At 67.2% G+C, this 17484-nt stretch carries 13 protein-coding genes and 1 pseudogene; 2 read left to right on the forward strand and 12 right to left on the reverse strand.

Annotated elements, in window-relative coordinates; genetic code table 11:
• Nucleotides 1-3: 3 nt before the first annotated feature.
• The 12 genes and pseudogenes from lipA to tpiA all read right to left on the reverse strand — a co-directional run.
• Nucleotides 4-972, reverse strand: a pseudogene (lipA, locus tag FHS74_RS04635) (lipoyl synthase); the annotation flags it as partial.
• 260 nt (nt 973-1232) lie between these two features.
• On the reverse strand, nt 1233-2633 hold the full coding sequence (gene lpdA / locus FHS74_RS04640; protein ID WP_184797910.1) for a dihydrolipoyl dehydrogenase: 1401 nt from the start codon (nt 2631-2633) through the stop codon (nt 1233-1235).
• 134 nt (nt 2634-2767) lie between these two features.
• Nucleotides 2768-4084: a pyruvate dehydrogenase complex dihydrolipoamide acetyltransferase gene (locus FHS74_RS04645; RefSeq protein WP_184797912.1), complete on the reverse strand. Its 1317-nt coding sequence runs from the start codon at nt 4082-4084 to the stop codon at nt 2768-2770.
• A gap of 117 nt (nt 4085-4201) precedes the next feature.
• Nucleotides 4202-5596: a pyruvate dehydrogenase complex E1 component subunit beta gene (locus tag FHS74_RS04650; protein WP_184797914.1), complete on the reverse strand. Its 1395-nt coding sequence runs from the start codon at nt 5594-5596 to the stop codon at nt 4202-4204.
• 21 nt (nt 5597-5617) lie between these two features.
• Nucleotides 5618-6631 (reverse strand): pyruvate dehydrogenase (acetyl-transferring) E1 component subunit alpha, encoded by a 1014-nt coding sequence (pdhA, locus tag FHS74_RS04655; protein ID WP_184797916.1) that lies wholly within the window; start codon nt 6629-6631, stop codon nt 5618-5620.
• 213 nt (nt 6632-6844) lie between these two features.
• Nucleotides 6845-7228 (reverse strand): FtsB family cell division protein, encoded by a 384-nt coding sequence (locus FHS74_RS04660; protein ID WP_184797918.1) that lies wholly within the window; start codon nt 7226-7228, stop codon nt 6845-6847.
• 196 nt (nt 7229-7424) lie between these two features.
• Nucleotides 7425-8705, reverse strand: a complete 1281-nt coding sequence (eno, locus tag FHS74_RS04665; RefSeq protein ID WP_184797920.1) for a phosphopyruvate hydratase — start codon at nt 8703-8705, stop codon at nt 7425-7427.
• Between the two features lie 316 nt (nt 8706-9021).
• Nucleotides 9022-9639 (reverse strand): lysophospholipid acyltransferase family protein, encoded by a 618-nt coding sequence (locus tag FHS74_RS04670; RefSeq protein WP_184797922.1) that lies wholly within the window; start codon nt 9637-9639, stop codon nt 9022-9024.
• Between the two features lie 164 nt (nt 9640-9803).
• Nucleotides 9804-10643 carry a 3-deoxy-8-phosphooctulonate synthase gene (kdsA, locus tag FHS74_RS04675; protein ID WP_184797923.1) on the reverse strand — a complete coding sequence of 280 codons (840 nt, stop codon included), beginning with the start codon at nt 10641-10643 and terminating at the stop codon, nt 9804-9806.
• A gap of 78 nt (nt 10644-10721) precedes the next feature.
• Nucleotides 10722-12353, reverse strand: coding sequence for a CTP synthase (gene pyrG, locus FHS74_RS04680; protein WP_184797925.1), 1632 nt, complete (start codon nt 12351-12353; stop codon nt 10722-10724).
• Nucleotides 12354-12458: 105 nt separating this feature from the next.
• Nucleotides 12459-12863, reverse strand: a complete 405-nt coding sequence (secG, locus tag FHS74_RS04685; protein WP_184797926.1) for a preprotein translocase subunit SecG — start codon at nt 12861-12863, stop codon at nt 12459-12461.
• A 121-nt stretch (nt 12864-12984) separates the two neighbouring features.
• On the reverse strand, nt 12985-13734 hold the full coding sequence (gene tpiA / locus FHS74_RS04690; RefSeq protein ID WP_184797927.1) for a triose-phosphate isomerase: 750 nt from the start codon (nt 13732-13734) through the stop codon (nt 12985-12987).
• Nucleotides 13735-14048: 314 nt separating this feature from the next.
• On the opposite strand from tpiA, the gene FHS74_RS04695 reads away from it, so the two are divergent.
• A complete protein-coding gene (locus FHS74_RS04695) occupies nt 14049-15926 on the forward strand; it encodes a peptidylprolyl isomerase (protein WP_184797929.1) in 1878 nt (625 codons plus the stop codon).
• Between the two features lie 7 nt (nt 15927-15933).
• The gene (gene trpE, locus FHS74_RS04700; RefSeq protein WP_184797931.1) at nt 15934-17460 is read left to right on the forward strand and encodes an anthranilate synthase component I; all 1527 of its coding nucleotides are present in this window, start codon (nt 15934-15936) and stop codon (nt 17458-17460) included.
• Nucleotides 17461-17484: the final 24 nt, after the last annotated feature.

Raw genomic sequence — 17484 nt, forward strand, 5'->3', positions numbered from 1 at the left:
GGCTTACTCGGCGGCGGCTTCGGCCGGCAGCGGCCGGCCAGCCAGCTTGGCCTCGCGCGCGGTGCGCAGCTTCACGAAATCATCGCCGGCATGGTGGCTGCTGCGGGTCAGGGGGGAGCTGGACACCATCAGGAAGCCCTTGCCCCGGGCCACGGTGGCATAGCTGGCGAACTCGTCGGGCGTGACGAAACGGTCCACCGGCGCATGCTTGGGCGTGGGCGCCAGGTATTGGCCGATGGTGATGAAGTCCACGTCGGCGGCGCGCAAATCGTCCATCACCTGCCCCACCTCCTCCTTGGTCTCCCCCAGCCCGACCATGATGCCGGACTTGGTGAAGATGCTGGGGTCCAGTTCGCGCACGCGCGACAGCAGGGACAGCGAGGTGAAATAGCGCGCACCCGGGCGGATGGTGGGGTACAGGCGCGGCACCGTCTCCAGGTTATGGTTGAAGACGTCGGGGCGGGCCTCCACCACGATCTCGATGGCGCCCTGCTTCTTCATGAAGTCGGGCGTCAGCACCTCGATGGTGACGCCGGGGGCCTGGCGGCGGATGGAGCGGATGGTCTGGGCGAAGTGCGCCGCCCCGCCATCGGGCAGGTCGTCGCGGTCGACGGAGGTGACCACCACGTGCTGCAGCTTCATGCGGGCCACCGCCTCGCCCACATTGTCGGGCTCATGCGGGTCCAGCAGGTCGGGGCGGCCGGTCGCCACGTTGCAGAAGGCGCAGGCGCGGGTGCAGACAGCGCCCAGGATCATGAAGGTGGCGTGGCGCTGCTTCCAGCACTCGCCGATGTTGGGGCAGGCCGCCTCCTCGCACACCGTGTTCAGCTTCAGCCCACGCATCAGGTTGCGCGTCTCATTGAACACGCCGCCGGCCGGGGCCTTCACGCGCAACCACTCCGGCTTGCGCTGGATGGGGTTGTCCGGACGGTTCTGCTTTTCCGGATGGCGGATCTTGTCGGCGGTCATGGGCTGCCTGCCTTGGAGATGAGTGTTCCTGAAACATAAGGGGGCCGGAGCGGAAGGCCAAGTGCGCCGGGCGAACCCCACGCATGCATCGCCCCTCCGCTCCAGCCCCGATACCAAAAGCCTGGCGGCCCCTCACCTTACCAACGGCATGAGATCACGCCTCATGCCGTTGTAGGATGCGACTGCATCCGCCGGAGCGAGTACCGGAGGACGGAGCGAGGAAGCCAAGCCGCCGGATGGCGGCGCCCGGCGCTTGAGGGAAATTAATAATGAATCGCCCGGCCGTAGGCGGCCAACACCGACTCATGCATCATTTCCGACAGGGTCGGGTGGGCGAAGATGGTGTGCATCAGCTCGGCCTCGGTGGTCTCCAAGGTCTTGCCGACGACATAGCCCTGGATCAGCTCCGTCACCTCGGCCCCCACCATGTGGGCGCCCAGCAGCTCGCCGGTCTTGGCGTCGAACACCGTCTTCACCAGGCCCTCGGCCTCCCCCAGGGCGATGGCCTTGCCGTTGCCGATGAAGGGGAAGCGGCCGACCTTGACCTCATGGCCGGCGGCCTTGGCCTTGGCTTCGGTCAGGCCGACGCTGGCCACCTGCGGGTTGCAGTAGGTGCAGCCCGGGATGTTCAGCTTGTCCATCGGGTGGACGTCCTTCACCCCGGCGATCTTCTCCACGCAGATCACGCCCTCATGGCTGGCCTTGTGGGCCAGCCAGGGCGCCCCGGCCACGTCGCCGATGGCGTAGACGCCCGGCTCATCCGTGCGCAGGTAGCCGTCAGTCACGATGTGACCACGGTCCAGCTTCACCTTGGTGTTCTCCAGGCCGATGTTCTCGGTGTTGGCCTGGATGCCAACGGCGGTGATCACGCGCTCGACCGTCAGGGTCTCCACCTTGCCGCCCACCTCAATGTGCGCGGTGACGGTGGTGGCCCCCTTGTCCAGCTTGGTGACCTTGGCCCCGGTGATGATCTTCATGCCCTGCTTTTCGAACGACTTGCGGGCGAAGGCGGAGATTTCCTCATCCTCCACCGGCAGGACGCGGTCCATGACCTCCACCACCGTCACTTCGGCACCCAGGGTGCGGAAGAAGCTGGCGAATTCGATGCCGATGGCGCCGGAGCCCACGACCAGCAGCGACTTCGGCATGGTGTCGGGGACCAGGGCCTCCTTGTACGACCAGACGAACTTGCCGTCCGGCTCCAGGCCCGGCAGGGCGCGAGCGCGGGCGCCGGTGGCGATGATGATGTGCTTGGCCGACAGGGTCTGGGCGGTACCGTCCTTGGCGGTCACGGTGACCTTGCCACCGCCGGCCAGCTTGCCAGTGCCGTCGAACACCGGCACCTTGTTCTTCTTCAGCAGGCCCTTCACACCGGCGGACAGCTGGTTCGCCACCTGGCGCGACCGCTTCACCACCTTGGGCAGGTCGAAACCCACGCCGCTGACGGTCAGGCCGTAGGCGTCGGCGTGCTTCATGTAGCCGTAGATCTCGGCGGAGCGCAGCAGGGCCTTGGTCGGGATGCAGCCCCAGTTCAGGCAGATGCCGCCCAGATGCTCGCGTTCCACCACAGCGGCCTTCAGGCCCAGCTGGGCGGCGCGGATGGCGGCGACATAGCCGCCGGGGCCGGCACCCAGGACCAGCACGTCGAATTCGGTATCGGCCATTTCGGTCTGTTCCCTTCAAAAGGCGCCGGGCCCGCCCATAGCTGGGTACAACCCTAGGGTGGGCGCCCGCCTGGCGCTTTTGGTCAACGACAAGAGAAATCCCCGGAGGCCGCCAGGACCTCCGGGGATGCGCATCACAGCATCAGCGTGATGGGGTCCTCGATCAGCTTCTTCAGCACCTGCAGGTACCGGGCGCCCACAGCGCCATCGACCGAACGGTGGTCCACCGTCAGCGTCAGGCTCATGACCGTGGCCACGGCCAGGGCGTCGCCCTTCACCACCGGCCGCTTCTCACCGGCACCCACGGAGAGGATGCAGCTCTGCGGCGGGTTGATGATGGAGGTGAAGCTCTTGATCCCGAACATGCCCAGGTTGGACACGCTGAAGGTGCCGCCCTGGAATTCCTCGGGCTTCAGCTTGCCTTCCTTGGCCTTGGCGGCCAGGGCCTTCACCTCGGCGGAGATGGTGGCCAGGCCCTTCTGGTCAGCGTTCTTGACGATGGGGGTGATCAGGCCGCCATCGGTGGCCACGGCCACGGAGACGTCCACGCCCTCATACTGCAGGATGCCGTCCTCATGCCAGGAGACGTTGGCCTCCGGCACCTTGCGCAGGGCGACGGCCACGGCCTTGACGACGAAGTCGTTGACCGAGACCTTCTCGCCCGACTTCTCGTTCAGCTGGGCGCGCAGCGCCAGCAGGCTGTCGATCTCGCAATCGACCGACAGGCCGAAGTGCGGAATGGTCTGCCAGGCCTCGGTCAGGCGCTTGGCGATGGTCTTGCGCATGCCGCTGTTGGGCAGGACCTTGTACTTCATGCCCAGCTTGTCGGCCAAAGCCTTGGCGTCGATGCCCTTCGGGGCGGCGGCGGCCGGCGCGGGAACGGCCGGCGCGGGAACGGCCGGCGCCGGAGCCGCAGCGGCGGGTGCCGCCTTGGCGGCGCCACCCTTCAGCGCGGCCTCGACGTCGGCCTTGACGATGCGACCGGACGGGCCGGAGCCCGACACCTTGGCCAGGTCCAGGCCGGACTGGGCGGCCATGCGGCGGGCCAGCGGGCTCGCGAACACACGGGCGCCGTCCTGCGCCGGGGCGGGCGCGGCGGCGGCCGGGGCGGCCTCGCTCTTGGCCGGCGCGGGCGCGGCGGCCTCAGCCTTGGCCGGCGCCGGGGCGGCGGCGGGCTTGGGGGCCGCGTTCAGGGCGTCGGCGCTCTCGCCTTCCTCCAGCAGGATGGCGATCTTGGCATTCACCGCCACCGCGTCGGTTCCCTCGGGCACCAGGATCTTGGCCAGGGTGCCCTCGTCCACGGCCTCCACTTCCATGGTGGCCTTGTCGGTCTCGATCTCGGCGATGACGTCGCCCGCCTTGATCGTGTCGCCTTCCTTCTTCACCCACTTCGCCAGCTTGCCCTCGGTCATGGTGGGCGACAGGGCCGGCATCAGGATATCGATCGGCATGGGTTTGATCTCCCCCAGGGGCCGGGCGTCAGACCCGGGCATCCCAAATCACGGACGGATGCGGCGGAAGGCGCCCCCTTCCCTACTCAGGGAGTATGGGCGCCTTCACGGCCGGTCTCAGCGGTACAGCACGGCCTTGGCGGCGGTGACGACGTCGTCCACCTGCGGCAGGGCCAGCTTTTCCAGGTTGGCGGCGTAGGGCATGGGCACATCCTTGCCATGCACACGCACCACCGGCGCATCCAGGTAATCGAAGGCGTGTTCCATCATCACCGCGGACATTTCCGCGCCGATGCCGGCGAAGGGCCAGCCCTCTTCCACCGAGACCAGACGGTTGGTCTTCTTCACGCTTTCCACGATGGTGTGGACGTCCAGCGGACGGATGGAGCGCAGGTTGATGACCTCCGCGCTGATCCCCTGCTCCGCCAGCTTCTCGGCGGCGGCGAGCGCCATGCCCACCTGCAGCGAGAAGGCGGTGATGGTGACGTCGGTGCCCGCGCGCTCCACCTTGGCCCGGCCGATGGGGACGATGAAGTCCGGATCGGTCGGCACCTCGAAGCTCTGGCCGTAGAGGATCTCGTTTTCGAGGAAGACGACGGGGTTCGGGTCGCGGATGGCGGCCTTCAGCAGGCCCTTGGCATCGGCGGCGCTATAGGGCGACACCACCTTCAGGCCCGGAATGTGGGCGTACCAGCTGCTGTATTCCTGGCTGTGCTGGGCGGCCACGCGGGCGGCAGCGCCATTGGGGCCACGGAACACGATGGGGCAGCCCATCTGGCCGCCCGACATGTACAGCGTCTTGGCGGCCGAATTGATGATGTGGTCGATGGCCTGCATCGAGAAGTTGAAGGTCATGAACTCGACGATGGGGCGCAGGCCGCCGAAGGCCGCACCCACCGCCAGGCCGGCGAAGCCGTGCTCGGTGATGGGCGTGTCGATCACGCGGTCGGCGCCGAACTCCTGCAGCAGACCCTGGGTCACCTTGTAGGCGCCCTGGTATTCCGCGACCTCTTCGCCCATGACGAAGACGTGGGGGTCACGGCGCATTTCCTCGGCCATGGCGTCGCGCAGGGCCTCGCGCACCGTCATGGTCTGGGTGTTCTTGAAGAAACGGTCCTCGTCGGACGGTGGCGGGGCCACCGGGGCCTTCACCGCCGGCGCGGCGGGGGCGCTGGCGGGAACCGGCGCCGGGGCGGCTTCGGCCGCGGCGGGAGCGGCCTTGGCCGCCTGGGGAGCCGCTGCGGGGGCGCTCACATCGGCGGCATTCTCGTCTTCGCCGGCCAGCAGGGCGATGGCGGTGTTCACGGCCACGTTCTCGGTGCCTTCCGGCACCAGGATCTTGGCCAGCGTGCCTTCGTCCACGGCCTCCACTTCCATGGTGGCCTTGTCGGTCTCGATCTCGGCGATGACGTCACCGGCCTTGATCGTGTCGCCTTCCTTCTTCACCCACTTGGCCAACTTGCCTTCGGTCATGGTGGGGGACAGGGCCGGCATCAGGATATCGATGGGCATTTCTTATTCTCCGGCCAGCGATCAGGCTTCCACGAGGATGTCGGTCCACAGCTCCGCCGCGTCGGGCTCGGGGCTGGTGGTCGCGAAGTCGGCGGCCTCGGTGACGATGGCCTTCACGTCGCGGTCGATGATCTTCAGGCTTTCCTCGTCGGCGTAGCCCTTGGCGAACAGCGTCGCCTTCAGATGGTCGATGCAGTCATATTCCGACCGCATCTTGTTGACCTCTTCCTTGGTGCGGTACTTGGCCGGGTCGGACATGGAGTGGCCGCGGTAGCGGTAGGTCTTCATCTCCAGGATCATGGGGCCATTGCCGCCACGAACGTAGGCCACGGCCTCGTCGGCGGCCTTCTTGACCTCCAGCACGTCCATGCCGTTGACCTGCTTGCCCGGGATGCCGTAGGCGCTGCCGCGCAGGTAGAGCTCACCCGCCGAGGCGCGCTGCTGCGAGGTGCCCATGGCGTACTTGTTGTTCTCGATGACGTAGATCACCGGAAGCTTCCACAGGGCGGCCATGTTGAAGGACTCATAGACCTGGCCCTGGTTGACGGCGCCGTCCCCCAGGTAACAGACGTCGACGCAGCCGTCCTTCTTGTACTTGTGGGCGAAGGCCAGGCCGGTGCCGATGGGCGTCTGCGCGGCGACGATGCCGTGACCGCCGTAGAAGTTCTTCTCACGCGAGAACATGTGCATCGAGCCGCCCTTCCCCTTGGAATAGCCGCCCGCGCGCCCGGTCAGTTCCGCCATCACGCCCTTGGCCTCCATGCCGCACGCCAACATATGGCCGTGGTCACGGTAGCTGGTGATGACGCTGTCGCCCGGCAGTTGCGACGCCTGCATGCCCACCACCACGGCCTCCTGGCCGATGTACAGGTGGCAGAAACCGCCGATCAGGCCCATGCCGTACAGCTGACCGGCCTTCTCCTCGAAGCGGCGGATCAGCAACATTTCCTTGTAGTAGTGGAGGAGCTCCTCCTGGGTCGGCTCCGGCGCTGCGTTCTCAGCGGGCTTGGCACGGCGTCTGGTGGTCGTGGCCACTGGCGTCTCCCTTCTCAAGCGTGGGCGTTTTCTGGGCGTTCCCGAGGGCAGATCCCCCAGGCGGGGGGCGGTCCTTGAGCCGGGTTGGCCGGCACAGGATCACTGCTAACGCCAAGTGCGGTGCAATGCAAGGAGTGTGCACTGCAATACATTGCTTCAAAAGGATTATTCGCGATTAACCTATTTCAGGTTAATCGATGGATTTTCAGCGGTTTACGGCGTTTTGCCGGGGGTGGCGCCCGGGGTGCCCTTGTCTTCCTGCGGGGCAGGCTTGCCCGGAAGAAGGATCACCAGGTCGTCCGGCCGCGAGAAATCCAGCACCTTGCGGGCCTCTTCCTCCAGCATATCGGGATCGAGATTGTCGGGACGCAACAGGCGCGCGCGGCGCTCCATGGCTTCCCGCTCGGCCCGCACCTGATCCAGCTGGGCCTTGGCCTGGGTCACCTGGGCCTGCAGCTGGGTCAGCGCCATCAGCCCCCGGTCGCCCTGCACCGTGTGGTAGGCGAAATAGGCGACGACGGACGCCCCCACCACCGGTGCAACCACCTGGCGCAGGGCGCGATTCAATGCGGTACGGAAAGAACGGGCGCCAATCATGGGGCCATGGTTCCACAAGGGTTCCGCAACCGTCAAATGGAAAGCGCCTCCTACTCTCGGCGCCGCATTTAATTCATTCGAATACCAATCGCCAGACGAACCGATCCGACTATTGTGCAAAGAAAAAGGGGTGGAGGCGACGCCCCCACCCCTACTTTTGCATCTGTTCCGGCCGGGGCCTGAACAGGGTCCGGCCTCAGCCGCGCTTCAGCGCGCCGCGCCCGGGGAACACGGCCGCCAGGTCCAACGCCTCCTCGATACGAATCAGCTGGTTGTACTTGGCGATCCGATCGGAACGCGACAGCGAGCCGGTCTTGATCTGACCGCAGTTGGTGGCCACCGCCAGATCGGCGATGGTGGAATCCTCGGTCTCGCCCGAGCGGTGCGACATGACGGCGGTGTAGCCGGCGGCCTGGGCGATGCGCACGGCCTCCAGCGTCTCGGTCAGGCTGCCGATCTGGTTGACCTTCACCAGGATGGAGTTGGCGACACCCTGCCGGATGCCGTCGGTCAGACGGGCCGGGTTGGTGACGAACAGGTCGTCGCCCACCAGCTGCACCTTGGCGCCGATGGCGTCGGTCAGGGCCTTCCAGCCGGCCCAGTCATCCTCGGCCATGCCGTCTTCGATGGAGACGATGGGATAGCGGCCCACCAGGTCGGACCAGTAGCGGACCATGGCTTCCGGATCGAGGGTCTTGTTCTCGCCGGCCAGCACGTACTTGCCATCCTTGAAGAACTCGGTGGAGGCGGCATCCAGCGCCAGCACCACGTCCTCGCCGGGCGTGTAGCCGGCGCCCTCGACCGCCTTCATGATGAAGGACAGGGCTTCGTCGGTGGAGGCGAGGTTGGGGGCGAAGCCGCCCTCGTCACCGACATTGGTGTTGTGGCCGGCATCCTTCAGCTTCTTCTTCAGGGCGTGGAAGATCTCGGCGCCGATGCGGATGGCGTCGGCGCAGCTCTCCGCCCCGACCGGCATCACCATGAATTCCTGGATGTCGATGGGGTTGTCGGCATGGGCGCCGCCGTTGATGATGTTCATCATCGGCACCGGCAGGATGCGGGCGTTGGTGCCACCGACATAGCGGTACAGTGGCAGGTCCAGCTCGGCCGCCGAGGCCTTGGCCACGGCCAGCGACACGCCCAGGATGGCGTTGGCGCCCAGGCGGGCCTTGTTAGGGGTGCCATCCAGTTCGATCATGGCGGCATCGATCGCCACCTGGTCGGTGGATTCCAGACCGCCGATGGTGTCGAAGATTTCGGTGTTGATCGAGTCGACGGCCTTCAGCACGCCCTTGCCCAGGTATCGGGTCTTGTCGCCGTCGCGCAGCTCAACCGCCTCATGGGCGCCGGTGGAGGCACCGGAGGGCACGGCGGCGCGGCCGAAGGCGCCGGACTCCAGCCGAACGTCGACCTCAACCGTCGGGTTGCCCCGGCTGTCAAGAATCTGGCGGCCCTGAATATCGATGATCGCGGACATGGGTTCTTCCCTTTATGCGTCGTGACGGCGAATGCGTCGTGGCGGGACGGTGCCCGTCATAGCCTTTAGGGGCCGCCGCAGGCAAGACCAGCAGGCGCGGTATCGCCTATGACGTTTTGAAGGCTGCGGTTGTGGGGGCGCCCGCCCCGCGTTTCCTTGGCGATCGCCACCGCTTATTCACGGGAAGATTGGCGGGCTTATTCCCGTCATGGCAGAATGCTTGCGAAATCGTCGTACGGGAGCCCGCCTCGCCGCAAGCGCCGCGCCGGGCTGGGAACCGGCGGCAGCTTGCCCCCAGCCCGTGTTCCACGCCGCCTTAAAATGACACAGCCGCCCCGATGCTGCGCCGCTTGCCGCGTGTGCCGGCATAGAACAGCGACAACTGGGCCAGATCCGCCGCCTCGTCGCCCGTGGGGATCAGGACGGGCCCGAAGCGCGCTTCGCGGCGGCCGTAATCCAGGGCCACGGGCAGCACCGGAACCCGGGCCGCGCGCGCAATGCGATAGAAACCGCTTTTCCAACGGCCGGCGTCACCCCCGGCACCGGTCTTGCCGCCCCGCGTGCCGTCCGGCGCCACGCCGATGACCAGTTGGTCGGCGGCATCGAATGCCGCGACGCAGTCGCCCACGACGCCTTGCGGCGCGGCGCGGTTCACCGGCATCACGTCCAGGAAGCGCATCAGCGGCGCCAGGGGCCCCTTGAACAGGGTGTGCTTGCCGAGCACGGTGACACGCACGCCGATGGCGAAGGCAACGGCCATGGCCACCACGAAGTCCCAGTTGGAACTGTGGGGAGCCGCGATGGCGACGAATTTTGGAATGTCGGGCACCTGCCCCACCAGACGCCACCCCATCAGGCGCATCGTCAGGCGGCCCAGGCCGCGCGTGAAGGCGTTCCCCCGCCGGGGAACCCGTGCTCCCACCGCGCCATCCATGCTGATTTCCTCCCACCGCCGCCAGTTGGTCCGGCGGCTTACGGGCGGCAGCATGACGAAGGTTCGCGCCCTTGGGAAGCCGCCCCGGCCCGCCTATACGGAGGATGGGGCCGGGCGATGAGGAACGCCCGGCCCGGTCATCCCCGGATCAGAAGACCGGGGGATCAGAAGATCGGGTTGGCCTTGGCGATACGGTCGATGGCGACCATGGTCGCCAGCTGGGCCGGCAGATCCTTCAGCGCCACCATGTTGGGGCCATCGCTGGGGGCGCAGTCGGGGTTCTCATGGGTTTCCATGAAGACGGCGGCGACACCCACGGCCAGGGCGGCGCGGGCCAGCACCGGCACGAACTCGCGCTGGCCGCCGCTGGTCTCGCCCTGGCCGCCCGGCTGCTGCACGGAATGGGTGGCGTCGAACACCACCGGATAGCCCGTCCGCGCCATGATGGGCAGGCTGCGCATGTCGCTGACCAGGGTGTTGTAGCCGAAGCTGGCGCCGCGCTCACACAGCAGGACGTTGTGATTGCCGGTGGAGGCGATCTTGGCCGCCACGTTCTTCATGTCCCACGGCGCCAGGAACTGGCCCTTCTTCACATTGACGACCTTGCCGGTCTCGCCAGCGGCCAGCAGCAGGTCGGTCTGACGGCAGAGGAAGGCCGGAATCTGCAGCACGTCCACCACTTCCGCCACCGGCGCGCACTGGTCGGCCGCGTGCACATCGGTCAGGACCGGACAGCCGAACCTCTCCCGCACCTCGGCCAGGATGGGCAGGCTCTTGTCCATGCCCAAGCCGCGCGAGGTGCTGACCGACGTGCGGTTGGCCTTGTCGAAGCTGGTCTTGTAGACGAGGCCGATGCCCAGCTTGCGCGTGATCTCCACCAGCGCGTGGCTCATCTCCATCGCGTGGTCGCGGCTTTCCAGCTGGCAAGGGCCGGCGATCAGCATGAAGGGCTTGTCGTTCGCCACTTCCAGGGCGCCGATGCGGACGGTGCGGTTCTCAGTCATGGTACTGCTCCTAAAACCAAAAAGGCCGCCGCTCATGATGCGGCGGCCCCCTGATGACTTGGTGACGGGCGTCCCCGCTCAGACCAGCCGGCTCTGCTCGATGGCGGCACGGATGAAACTGGTGAACAGCGGGTGCGGCTCGAACGGCTTGGACTTCAGTTCCGGGTGGAACTGCACGCCGATGAACCACGGGTGCGACGGGATCTCGACGATCTCCGGCAGTTCGCCGTCGGGCGACAGGCCGGAGAACTTCAGGCCCACCTTCTCCAGCTGGTCCTTGTAGGTGATGTTGACCTCGTAGCGGTGGCGGTGACGCTCCTCGATATGGTTCGCGCCATAGACATCCGCAACCTTGGAACCGGGCAGCAACTGGCAGGAATACGCGCCCAGCCGCATGGTGCCACCCAGATCGCCCTCGGCGCCGCGCTTCTCGGTCTCGTTGCCGCGCACCCATTCGGTCATCAGACCCACGACCGGGTGCTTGTACTTGTGCCCGAACTCGGACGAGCCGGCGTCCTCCAGGCCCGCCAGGTGGCGGCTGGCCTCGATCACCGCCATCTGCATGCCGAAGCAGATGCCGAAATAGGGCACGTTGCGCTCCCGCGCGAACTGGGCCGCGCGGATCTTGCCCTCGGAACCACGCTCGCCGAAGCCGCCGGGAACCAGGATGCCGTGCACCCCCTCCAGCCGCTGCACCGCACCGCCGCCCTCGAAGATTTCGCTATCGATCCAATCCAGCTTGACCTTGACGTTATTGGCGATGCCGCCGTGCGTCAGGGCTTCGGCCAGCGACTTGTAGCTGTCCAGCAGGCTGGTGTACTTGCCGACGACGGCGATGGTGACCTCCCCCTCCGGCTGGCGGACGCGGGCCGCGATCTCCTTCCAGCGGGTCAGGTCGGGAGCCTCGTCAGCCGGCAGGCCGAAGTAGCGCAGCACCTGCTCGTCAAAGCCCTGCTCATGATAGCTGACGGGCACATGGTAAATGGTGTCCACGTCCAGCGCCGCGATCACCCGCTCCTGCCGGATGTTGCAGAACAGGGCGATCTTGCGCCGCTCGTTCTCCGGAATCGGGCGGTCGGACCGGCACAGCAGGATGGACGGCTGAATGCCGACCGACAGCAGTTCCTTCACCGAATGCTGGGTGGGCTTGGTCTTCAGCTCACCCGCCGACGGGATGTAGGGCAGCAGGGTCAGGTGGATGAACAGCGCCCGCTCCGGCCCCAGATCGTTGCCCAGCTGGCGGATGGCCTCCAGGAAGGGCGTGCTCTCGATATCGCCGACGGTGCCGCCGATCTCGCACAGGATGAAATCCTCATCCTTCACGTCGCCCAGGATGAATTCCTTGATGGCGTCGGTGACGTGGGGAATCACCTGGACGGTGGCGCCCAAATAGTCGCCCCGGCGTTCCTTGGCGATCACGTTGGAATAGATGCGGCCGGTGGTGATGTTGTCCGACTGCCGGGCCGAGACACCGGTGAAGCGCTCGTAATGCCCCAGGTCCAGATCGGTCTCGGCACCGTCGTCGGTGACGAACACCTCACCATGCTGGTACGGGCTCATGGTGCCGGGATCGACGTTGAGGTAGGGGTCGAGCTTGCGCAGACGGACCTTGTAGCCACGGGTCTGGAGCAAAGCCCCCAGAGCGGCCGACGCCAGTCCCTTACCCAAGGAAGAGACAACGCCGCCGGTGATGAAAATGAAGCGCGTCATGGAAGCCTAGTTTAGCTAAAGGCCGCATGTCGGGCCAACGCGAATGCGCCGGCCCCCCGAATTGAAAGAGGCGGCTTTCGCCGCCTCCGTTAGTGTCGCCCGCCTTTACTGGCCGGTCGGAACTTTGGGCTCACCAGAGGTGGGAGCCGGGGTGGGCGTCGGCGCCGGCTGCTGCGCCGCGGGAGCCGCCGGCTGATCGCCGGAAGGCACCGTGCCGGGAGCCGGGGTGGCCGGCGCGGCGGCGGGGGCCGCAGGCAGCTGGTCGAACACCGAATCGCGATGCGTGGCGGCGCGGTTCAGCAGGGCCAGCACCAGGCTGGTCACCAGGAAGGCGCCGAAGAGGACGGACGTGGTGCGGGTCAGCAGGTTGGCGCTGCCCCGGGCCGTCATGAAGCCACCCATGGTGCTGCCGCCCATGCCCAGTCCGCCGCCTTCCGAACGCTGGACCAAGACGACGCCGACCAGCGCGATGCCGATCAGAATGTGCAAAACCAGGACGACGGTGGACATCGAAGCAGCAATCCTATCAGCAAGACCAAAATGGGAATGGCATAAACACAGGTTAGCCGGCCGCCCCGGTGGGGAGCGGCCGACCTTCGCGCATCTCTTTACCCAGTCCGAACCCGGGGCGCTAGCGGCAAGTTTCCGCGATGGCCCAGAATTCGTCCGCCTTCAAGCTGGCGCCCCCCACCAGGGCCCCGTCCACATCGTCGATGTGAAGCAGGCTGGCGGCGTTGTCCGGCTTGACGGAACCGCCATATAAGATGCGCACCGCATCCGGCTGATCAACCAGCGTCGCGAGACGGCGCCTGATCATGGAATGCATGGCTGCCACGTCCCCGGGCGTGGGCGTCCGCCCGGTGCCGATGGCCCAGACGGGCTCATAGGCCACCACGGTGTTGGCGGCCGTCGCCCCATCGGGCACGGAGTCGTCGATCATGCGGGCGATGACGTCCATGGCCCGCCCGGCGTCGCGCTCGGCCTCCGTCTCGCCGACGCAGACGATGGCGACCAGGCCGGCGCGGTGGGCGGCGGCGGCCTTGGCCTTGACATCGGCGCTCAGTTCCCCGTGCCCCTGGCGGCGTTCGGAGTGACCGACGATGACATGGCTGCAGCCGGCATCGGCCAGCATGGGGGCCCCGATGTCCCCGGTGTGGGCCCCGGAGTCCTTGCCATGGCAATCCTGTCCACCGACCTTGACCGGCGCGTCGGCCACGGCCTGGGCCACGGTATGAAGCAGGGTGGCGGGCGGACACAGCAGCATGTCGAAGGCCACCGGCCCCGCCCCCAGCATCCGGCCCGCGAGGTCGGAGGCCAACGTCGCCCCCCCCTCCCGCAGGCCGTGCATCTTCCAATTACCGACAATGAATTTGCGGCGCATTTGTTTGTTCTCCCCGAGTTTAACGCACTCAAAAGGGAAGCGATCGCGCGGGGGCCTTTATGGTTGGGCGGCCCACCTTGTCACGGTTGCCCCTGTCGTCATGCTGTAACAGTACACAGGCGGCATTTCCATGATTCCGGCCGTGACAAGACGGTGGGTCGGGGCGGCAACCCCATGCGTCAGGCCGGCCCAACCATCTATTGCCGCCCTGGGTCCCTGCTTCTATGATGCCGCGCCCTGATGGGAGGGTGGGAAATGCGGGGCCCTGGGCCCGGTTCCCACCGAAAAGCCAATTCGCAAGACGCAGCAGGCACATGCTTCAGTTCATCCGTAAATTCTCGGGCTCGTGGTTTTCCAAGATCCTGTTCGTGTTCCTGATCATCAGTTTCGGGATCTGGGGCGTGGGCCGGGTGGGCACCACGGTCAGTGATCAAGCTGTGGCGCGGGTCGGCAGCACTGAAATCACCCCCCAGGACGTTGACCGGGCCTTTCGCCAGCAGGTGAGCCGGCTGCGCCAGAGCATGCCGGAGCTGACGGCCGAGCAGGCCCGGCAGATGGGCCTGATGCGGGCGGCGCTGCAGGATGAGATCCAGCGCGCCCTGATCAAGCAGGCGACGCATGATTTCGGCCTGCGCGTCTCGGAACAGGCGGCGGCGCAGAAGATCGCCGACATGCCGGTGTTCAAGGACAAGAGCGGCCAGTTCGATCCGCTGATGATGCGGGCCCTGCTGCGCCAGAACCAGCTGACCGAGGAAGAGATCGTCGGCGAAGTGCGCGAGGACATGGCCCGCACCGAGGTGACGGAGGCCCTGGCCGCCGGCGTGCGCGTGCCGCAACTGCTGGCCCGCGAGGTGGTGCGCTATCGCGGCGAGCAGCGCGGGGCGGAGACGCTGCTGGTGGCGGACAAGGCCATGCCGGACCCCGGCATGCCCGACCAGGCGGCGCTGGAAGCCTTCCACAAGGACCAGGCCGCCCGCTACACCGCCCCGGAATACCGCGCCCTGACCGTGGTCACCCTGTCGACCGAGGCCATCGCCAAGGCGGTGGAGGTCGGTGACGAGGACCTGAAGAAGGCCTATGACGCCCGGGCCAAGGAATTCGTGAAGCCGGAACGCCGCGACCTGGACCAGGTGCTGGTCGATACCCAGGAAGAGGCGGACAAGGTGGTGAAGGCCGCCGCCGGGGGCAAGTCGCTGGCCGACGCCGCCAAGGCCGCCAACGTGACCATGCTGCCCCTGGCCGATATCGCCAAGGCCGACCTGCCGGCGGAGTTGCAGGAGACCGCCTTCTCCCTGCCGCAGGGCAAGGTGTCCGCCCCGGTGCACAGCGGCTTCGGCTGGCACGTCATCGCCGTCACCAAGATCGTGCCCGGCAGCACGCAGACGCTGGACGAGGTCAAGGCCAAGCTGGTGGAGCAGGTGAAGGCCGAGCGCGCCACCGATCAGCTGTACGACCTGTCCAACAAGCTGGACGACGCCATCTCCGGCGGCGCCTCCCTGGAGGAGGCGGCCAAGAAGGTCGACGCGACGGTGACCAAGGTCGCCGCCGTGGATCGCGAGGGCAAGGATCCGGCGGGCAAGCCCGTGACCGACGTGCCCGCCCTGCAGAAGGTGGTGCAGACGGCGTTCGGCCTGGCCTCGGGCGACACCAGCAGCACGACCGAGGGGGAGCGCAACAAGAGCTACTTCGCCGTGCGGGTCGACAGCGTGCAAGCCCCGGCCCTGAAGCCGCTGGACCAGGTGAAGGACCAGGTGGTGGCCGACTGGAAATCTTCCAAGCGCGCCGAGGCGGCCAAGGCCAAGGCCAAGGACATCGCCGACAAGCTGAAGGCCGGTGCGGCACCGGAGCAGCTGGCCAAGGACAGCGGTGCCGTCTACAAGCGCCAGCCGCCCGTGGGCCGCACGCCCCCCAAGGACAGCCCCCTGCCGGCCGACCTGGTGGACGCCCTGTTCACCCTGAAGCCGGGCGAGGTCACCAGTGGCGCCGTGCCGGATGGCCAGATGGTGGTGCGCCTGGCGGCGGTGGTGCCCATGCCCGAGCCCCTGCTGGCCGAGCGCGCCGGCATCGCCGCCAGGCAGCTGCGCGAAGGCGTGGCCGGCGACCTCTACGTCCAGTTCCTGGACGCGCTGCGCGGCCGTTACCGCATCACCGAGAACCGGACGCTGCTGCAGCGCCTTGAACACCAGGAGTAAGCCTGTCGTGACCCCCTACCCCGATGAGACGGCCTTCGGCACGGCGTACGCCGCGGGCCAGGCGCAGGTCGTCTGGACGCGGCTGGTCAGCGACCTGGAGACGCCCGTCGCCGCCATGCTGAAGCTGGCGCAAGGGCGCCCTTTCTCCTTCCTGCTGGAATCGGTCACCGGCGGCTCCGTCCGCGGCCGCTATTCCCTGATCGGGCTGAAGCCCGACCTGATCTGGAAGAGCAAGGGAAGCAAGGCCTGGATCAACCGCCACGCCGCCACCGATCCGACGGCGTTCGAGCCGCTGTCCGCCCCGCCGCTGGAGGCGCTGGCCGACGTGCTGGATGAAAGCCGCATCGACCTGCCGGCACACCTGCCGCCCATGTCGGCCGGCCTGTTCGGCTATCTCGGCTACGACATGGTCCGGCTGATGGAAAAGCTGCCGGAGAAGAATCAGGACGCGCTGGGGGTGGAGGACGCCGTCCTCATCCGCCCCACCATCATGGCCATCTTCGACAGCATCGAGAACGTGGTCACCCTGGTGACCCCGGTGCGCCCCCTGACGGGCGTATCGGCGGAGGCCGCCTATCTGGCCGCTTCGGGCCGCCTGGCCGACGCCGTGGCGGATCTGGACCGGCCCCTGCACATGGGCCATGACGCCGGCGGCGAGATCGCGGCCCTGCCCGATCCCTCGTCCAACGTCAGCCGCGCCGACTATCACGCCATGGTGGAGAAGGCGAAGGAGTACATCCGCGCCGGCGACATCTTCCAGGTGGTGCCCAGCCAGCGCTTCTCCGTCCCCTTCGCCCTGCCCCCCTTCGCGCTGTACCGCGCGCTGCGGCGCATCAACCCCTCACCCTTCCTGTTCTTCCTGGATTTCGGCGACCTGGCCGTCGTGGGCTCCAGCCCGGAAATCCTGGTGCGGCTGCGGGACGACACCGTCACCATCCGCCCCATCGCCGGCACGCGGCGCCGGGGCAAGACCCCGGCGGAGGACAAGGAGCTGGAGGCGGATCTGCTGGCCGACCCCAAGGAACTGTCGGAACACCTGATGCTGCTGGATCTGGGCCGCAACGACGTGGGCCGGGTGGCGGAGGTGGGCACCGTCACGGTGACGGAACGGTTCACGATCGAGCACTACTCCCACGTCATGCACATCGTCTCCAACGTCGAGGGCAAGCTGGACAAGTCCCGCTTCAACGCCATCGACGCCCTGGTGGGCGGCTTCCCGGCCGGCACCGTCTCGGGCGCGCCCAAGGTGCGCGCCATGGAGATCATCGAGGAGCTGGAGGGCACCCGGCGCGGCATCTATGGCGGCTGCATCGGCTATTTCGCCGCCAACGGCACCATGGACACCTGCATCGCGCTGCGCACCGCCGTCATCAAGGACGGCGTCATGCACGTGCAGGCGGGCGGCGGCGTCGTGGCCGACAGCGATCCCGAAGCCGAGTACCAGGAGACCGTCAACAAGGCCAAGGCCCTGTTCAAGGCCGCCGAGGAAGCCGTGCGCTACGCCCAGGAAAAGCGGTCGACGCGGAACATCTGAGACCCATGTTTCCACGAAAGCCGC

The sequence above is a fragment of the Nitrospirillum iridis genome (assembly GCF_014205765.1).
GTDB lineage: Bacteria > Pseudomonadota > Alphaproteobacteria > Azospirillales > Azospirillaceae > Nitrospirillum > Nitrospirillum iridis.

Excerpts from the sequence above, each read along its gene's own strand:
- eno (WP_184797920.1), bottom strand. The coding sequence starts at position 8,705 with ATGTCCGCGATCATCGATATTCAGGGCCGCCAGATTCTTGACAGCCGG.
- lpdA (WP_184797910.1), bottom strand. The coding sequence starts at position 2,633 with ATGGCCGATACCGAATTCGACGTGCTGGTCCTGGGTGCCGGCCCCGGC.
- FHS74_RS04670 (WP_184797922.1), bottom strand. The coding sequence starts at position 9,639 with ATGGATGGCGCGGTGGGAGCACGGGTTCCCCGGCGGGGGAACGCCTTC.
- FHS74_RS04660 (WP_184797918.1), bottom strand. The coding sequence starts at position 7,228 with ATGATTGGCGCCCGTTCTTTCCGTACCGCATTGAATCGCGCCCTGCGC.
- FHS74_RS04695 (WP_184797929.1), top strand. The coding sequence starts at position 14,049 with ATGCTTCAGTTCATCCGTAAATTCTCGGGCTCGTGGTTTTCCAAGATC.
- tpiA (WP_184797927.1), bottom strand. The coding sequence starts at position 13,734 with ATGCGCCGCAAATTCATTGTCGGTAATTGGAAGATGCACGGCCTGCGG.
- FHS74_RS04645 (WP_184797912.1), bottom strand. The coding sequence starts at position 4,084 with ATGCCGATCGATATCCTGATGCCGGCCCTGTCGCCCACCATGACCGAG.
- pyrG (WP_184797925.1), bottom strand. The coding sequence starts at position 12,353 with ATGACGCGCTTCATTTTCATCACCGGCGGCGTTGTCTCTTCCTTGGGT.
- secG (WP_184797926.1), bottom strand. The coding sequence starts at position 12,863 with ATGTCCACCGTCGTCCTGGTTTTGCACATTCTGATCGGCATCGCGCTG.
- kdsA (WP_184797923.1), bottom strand. The coding sequence starts at position 10,643 with ATGACTGAGAACCGCACCGTCCGCATCGGCGCCCTGGAAGTGGCGAAC.
- FHS74_RS04650 (WP_184797914.1), bottom strand. The coding sequence starts at position 5,596 with ATGCCCATCGATATCCTGATGCCGGCCCTGTCCCCCACCATGACCGAA.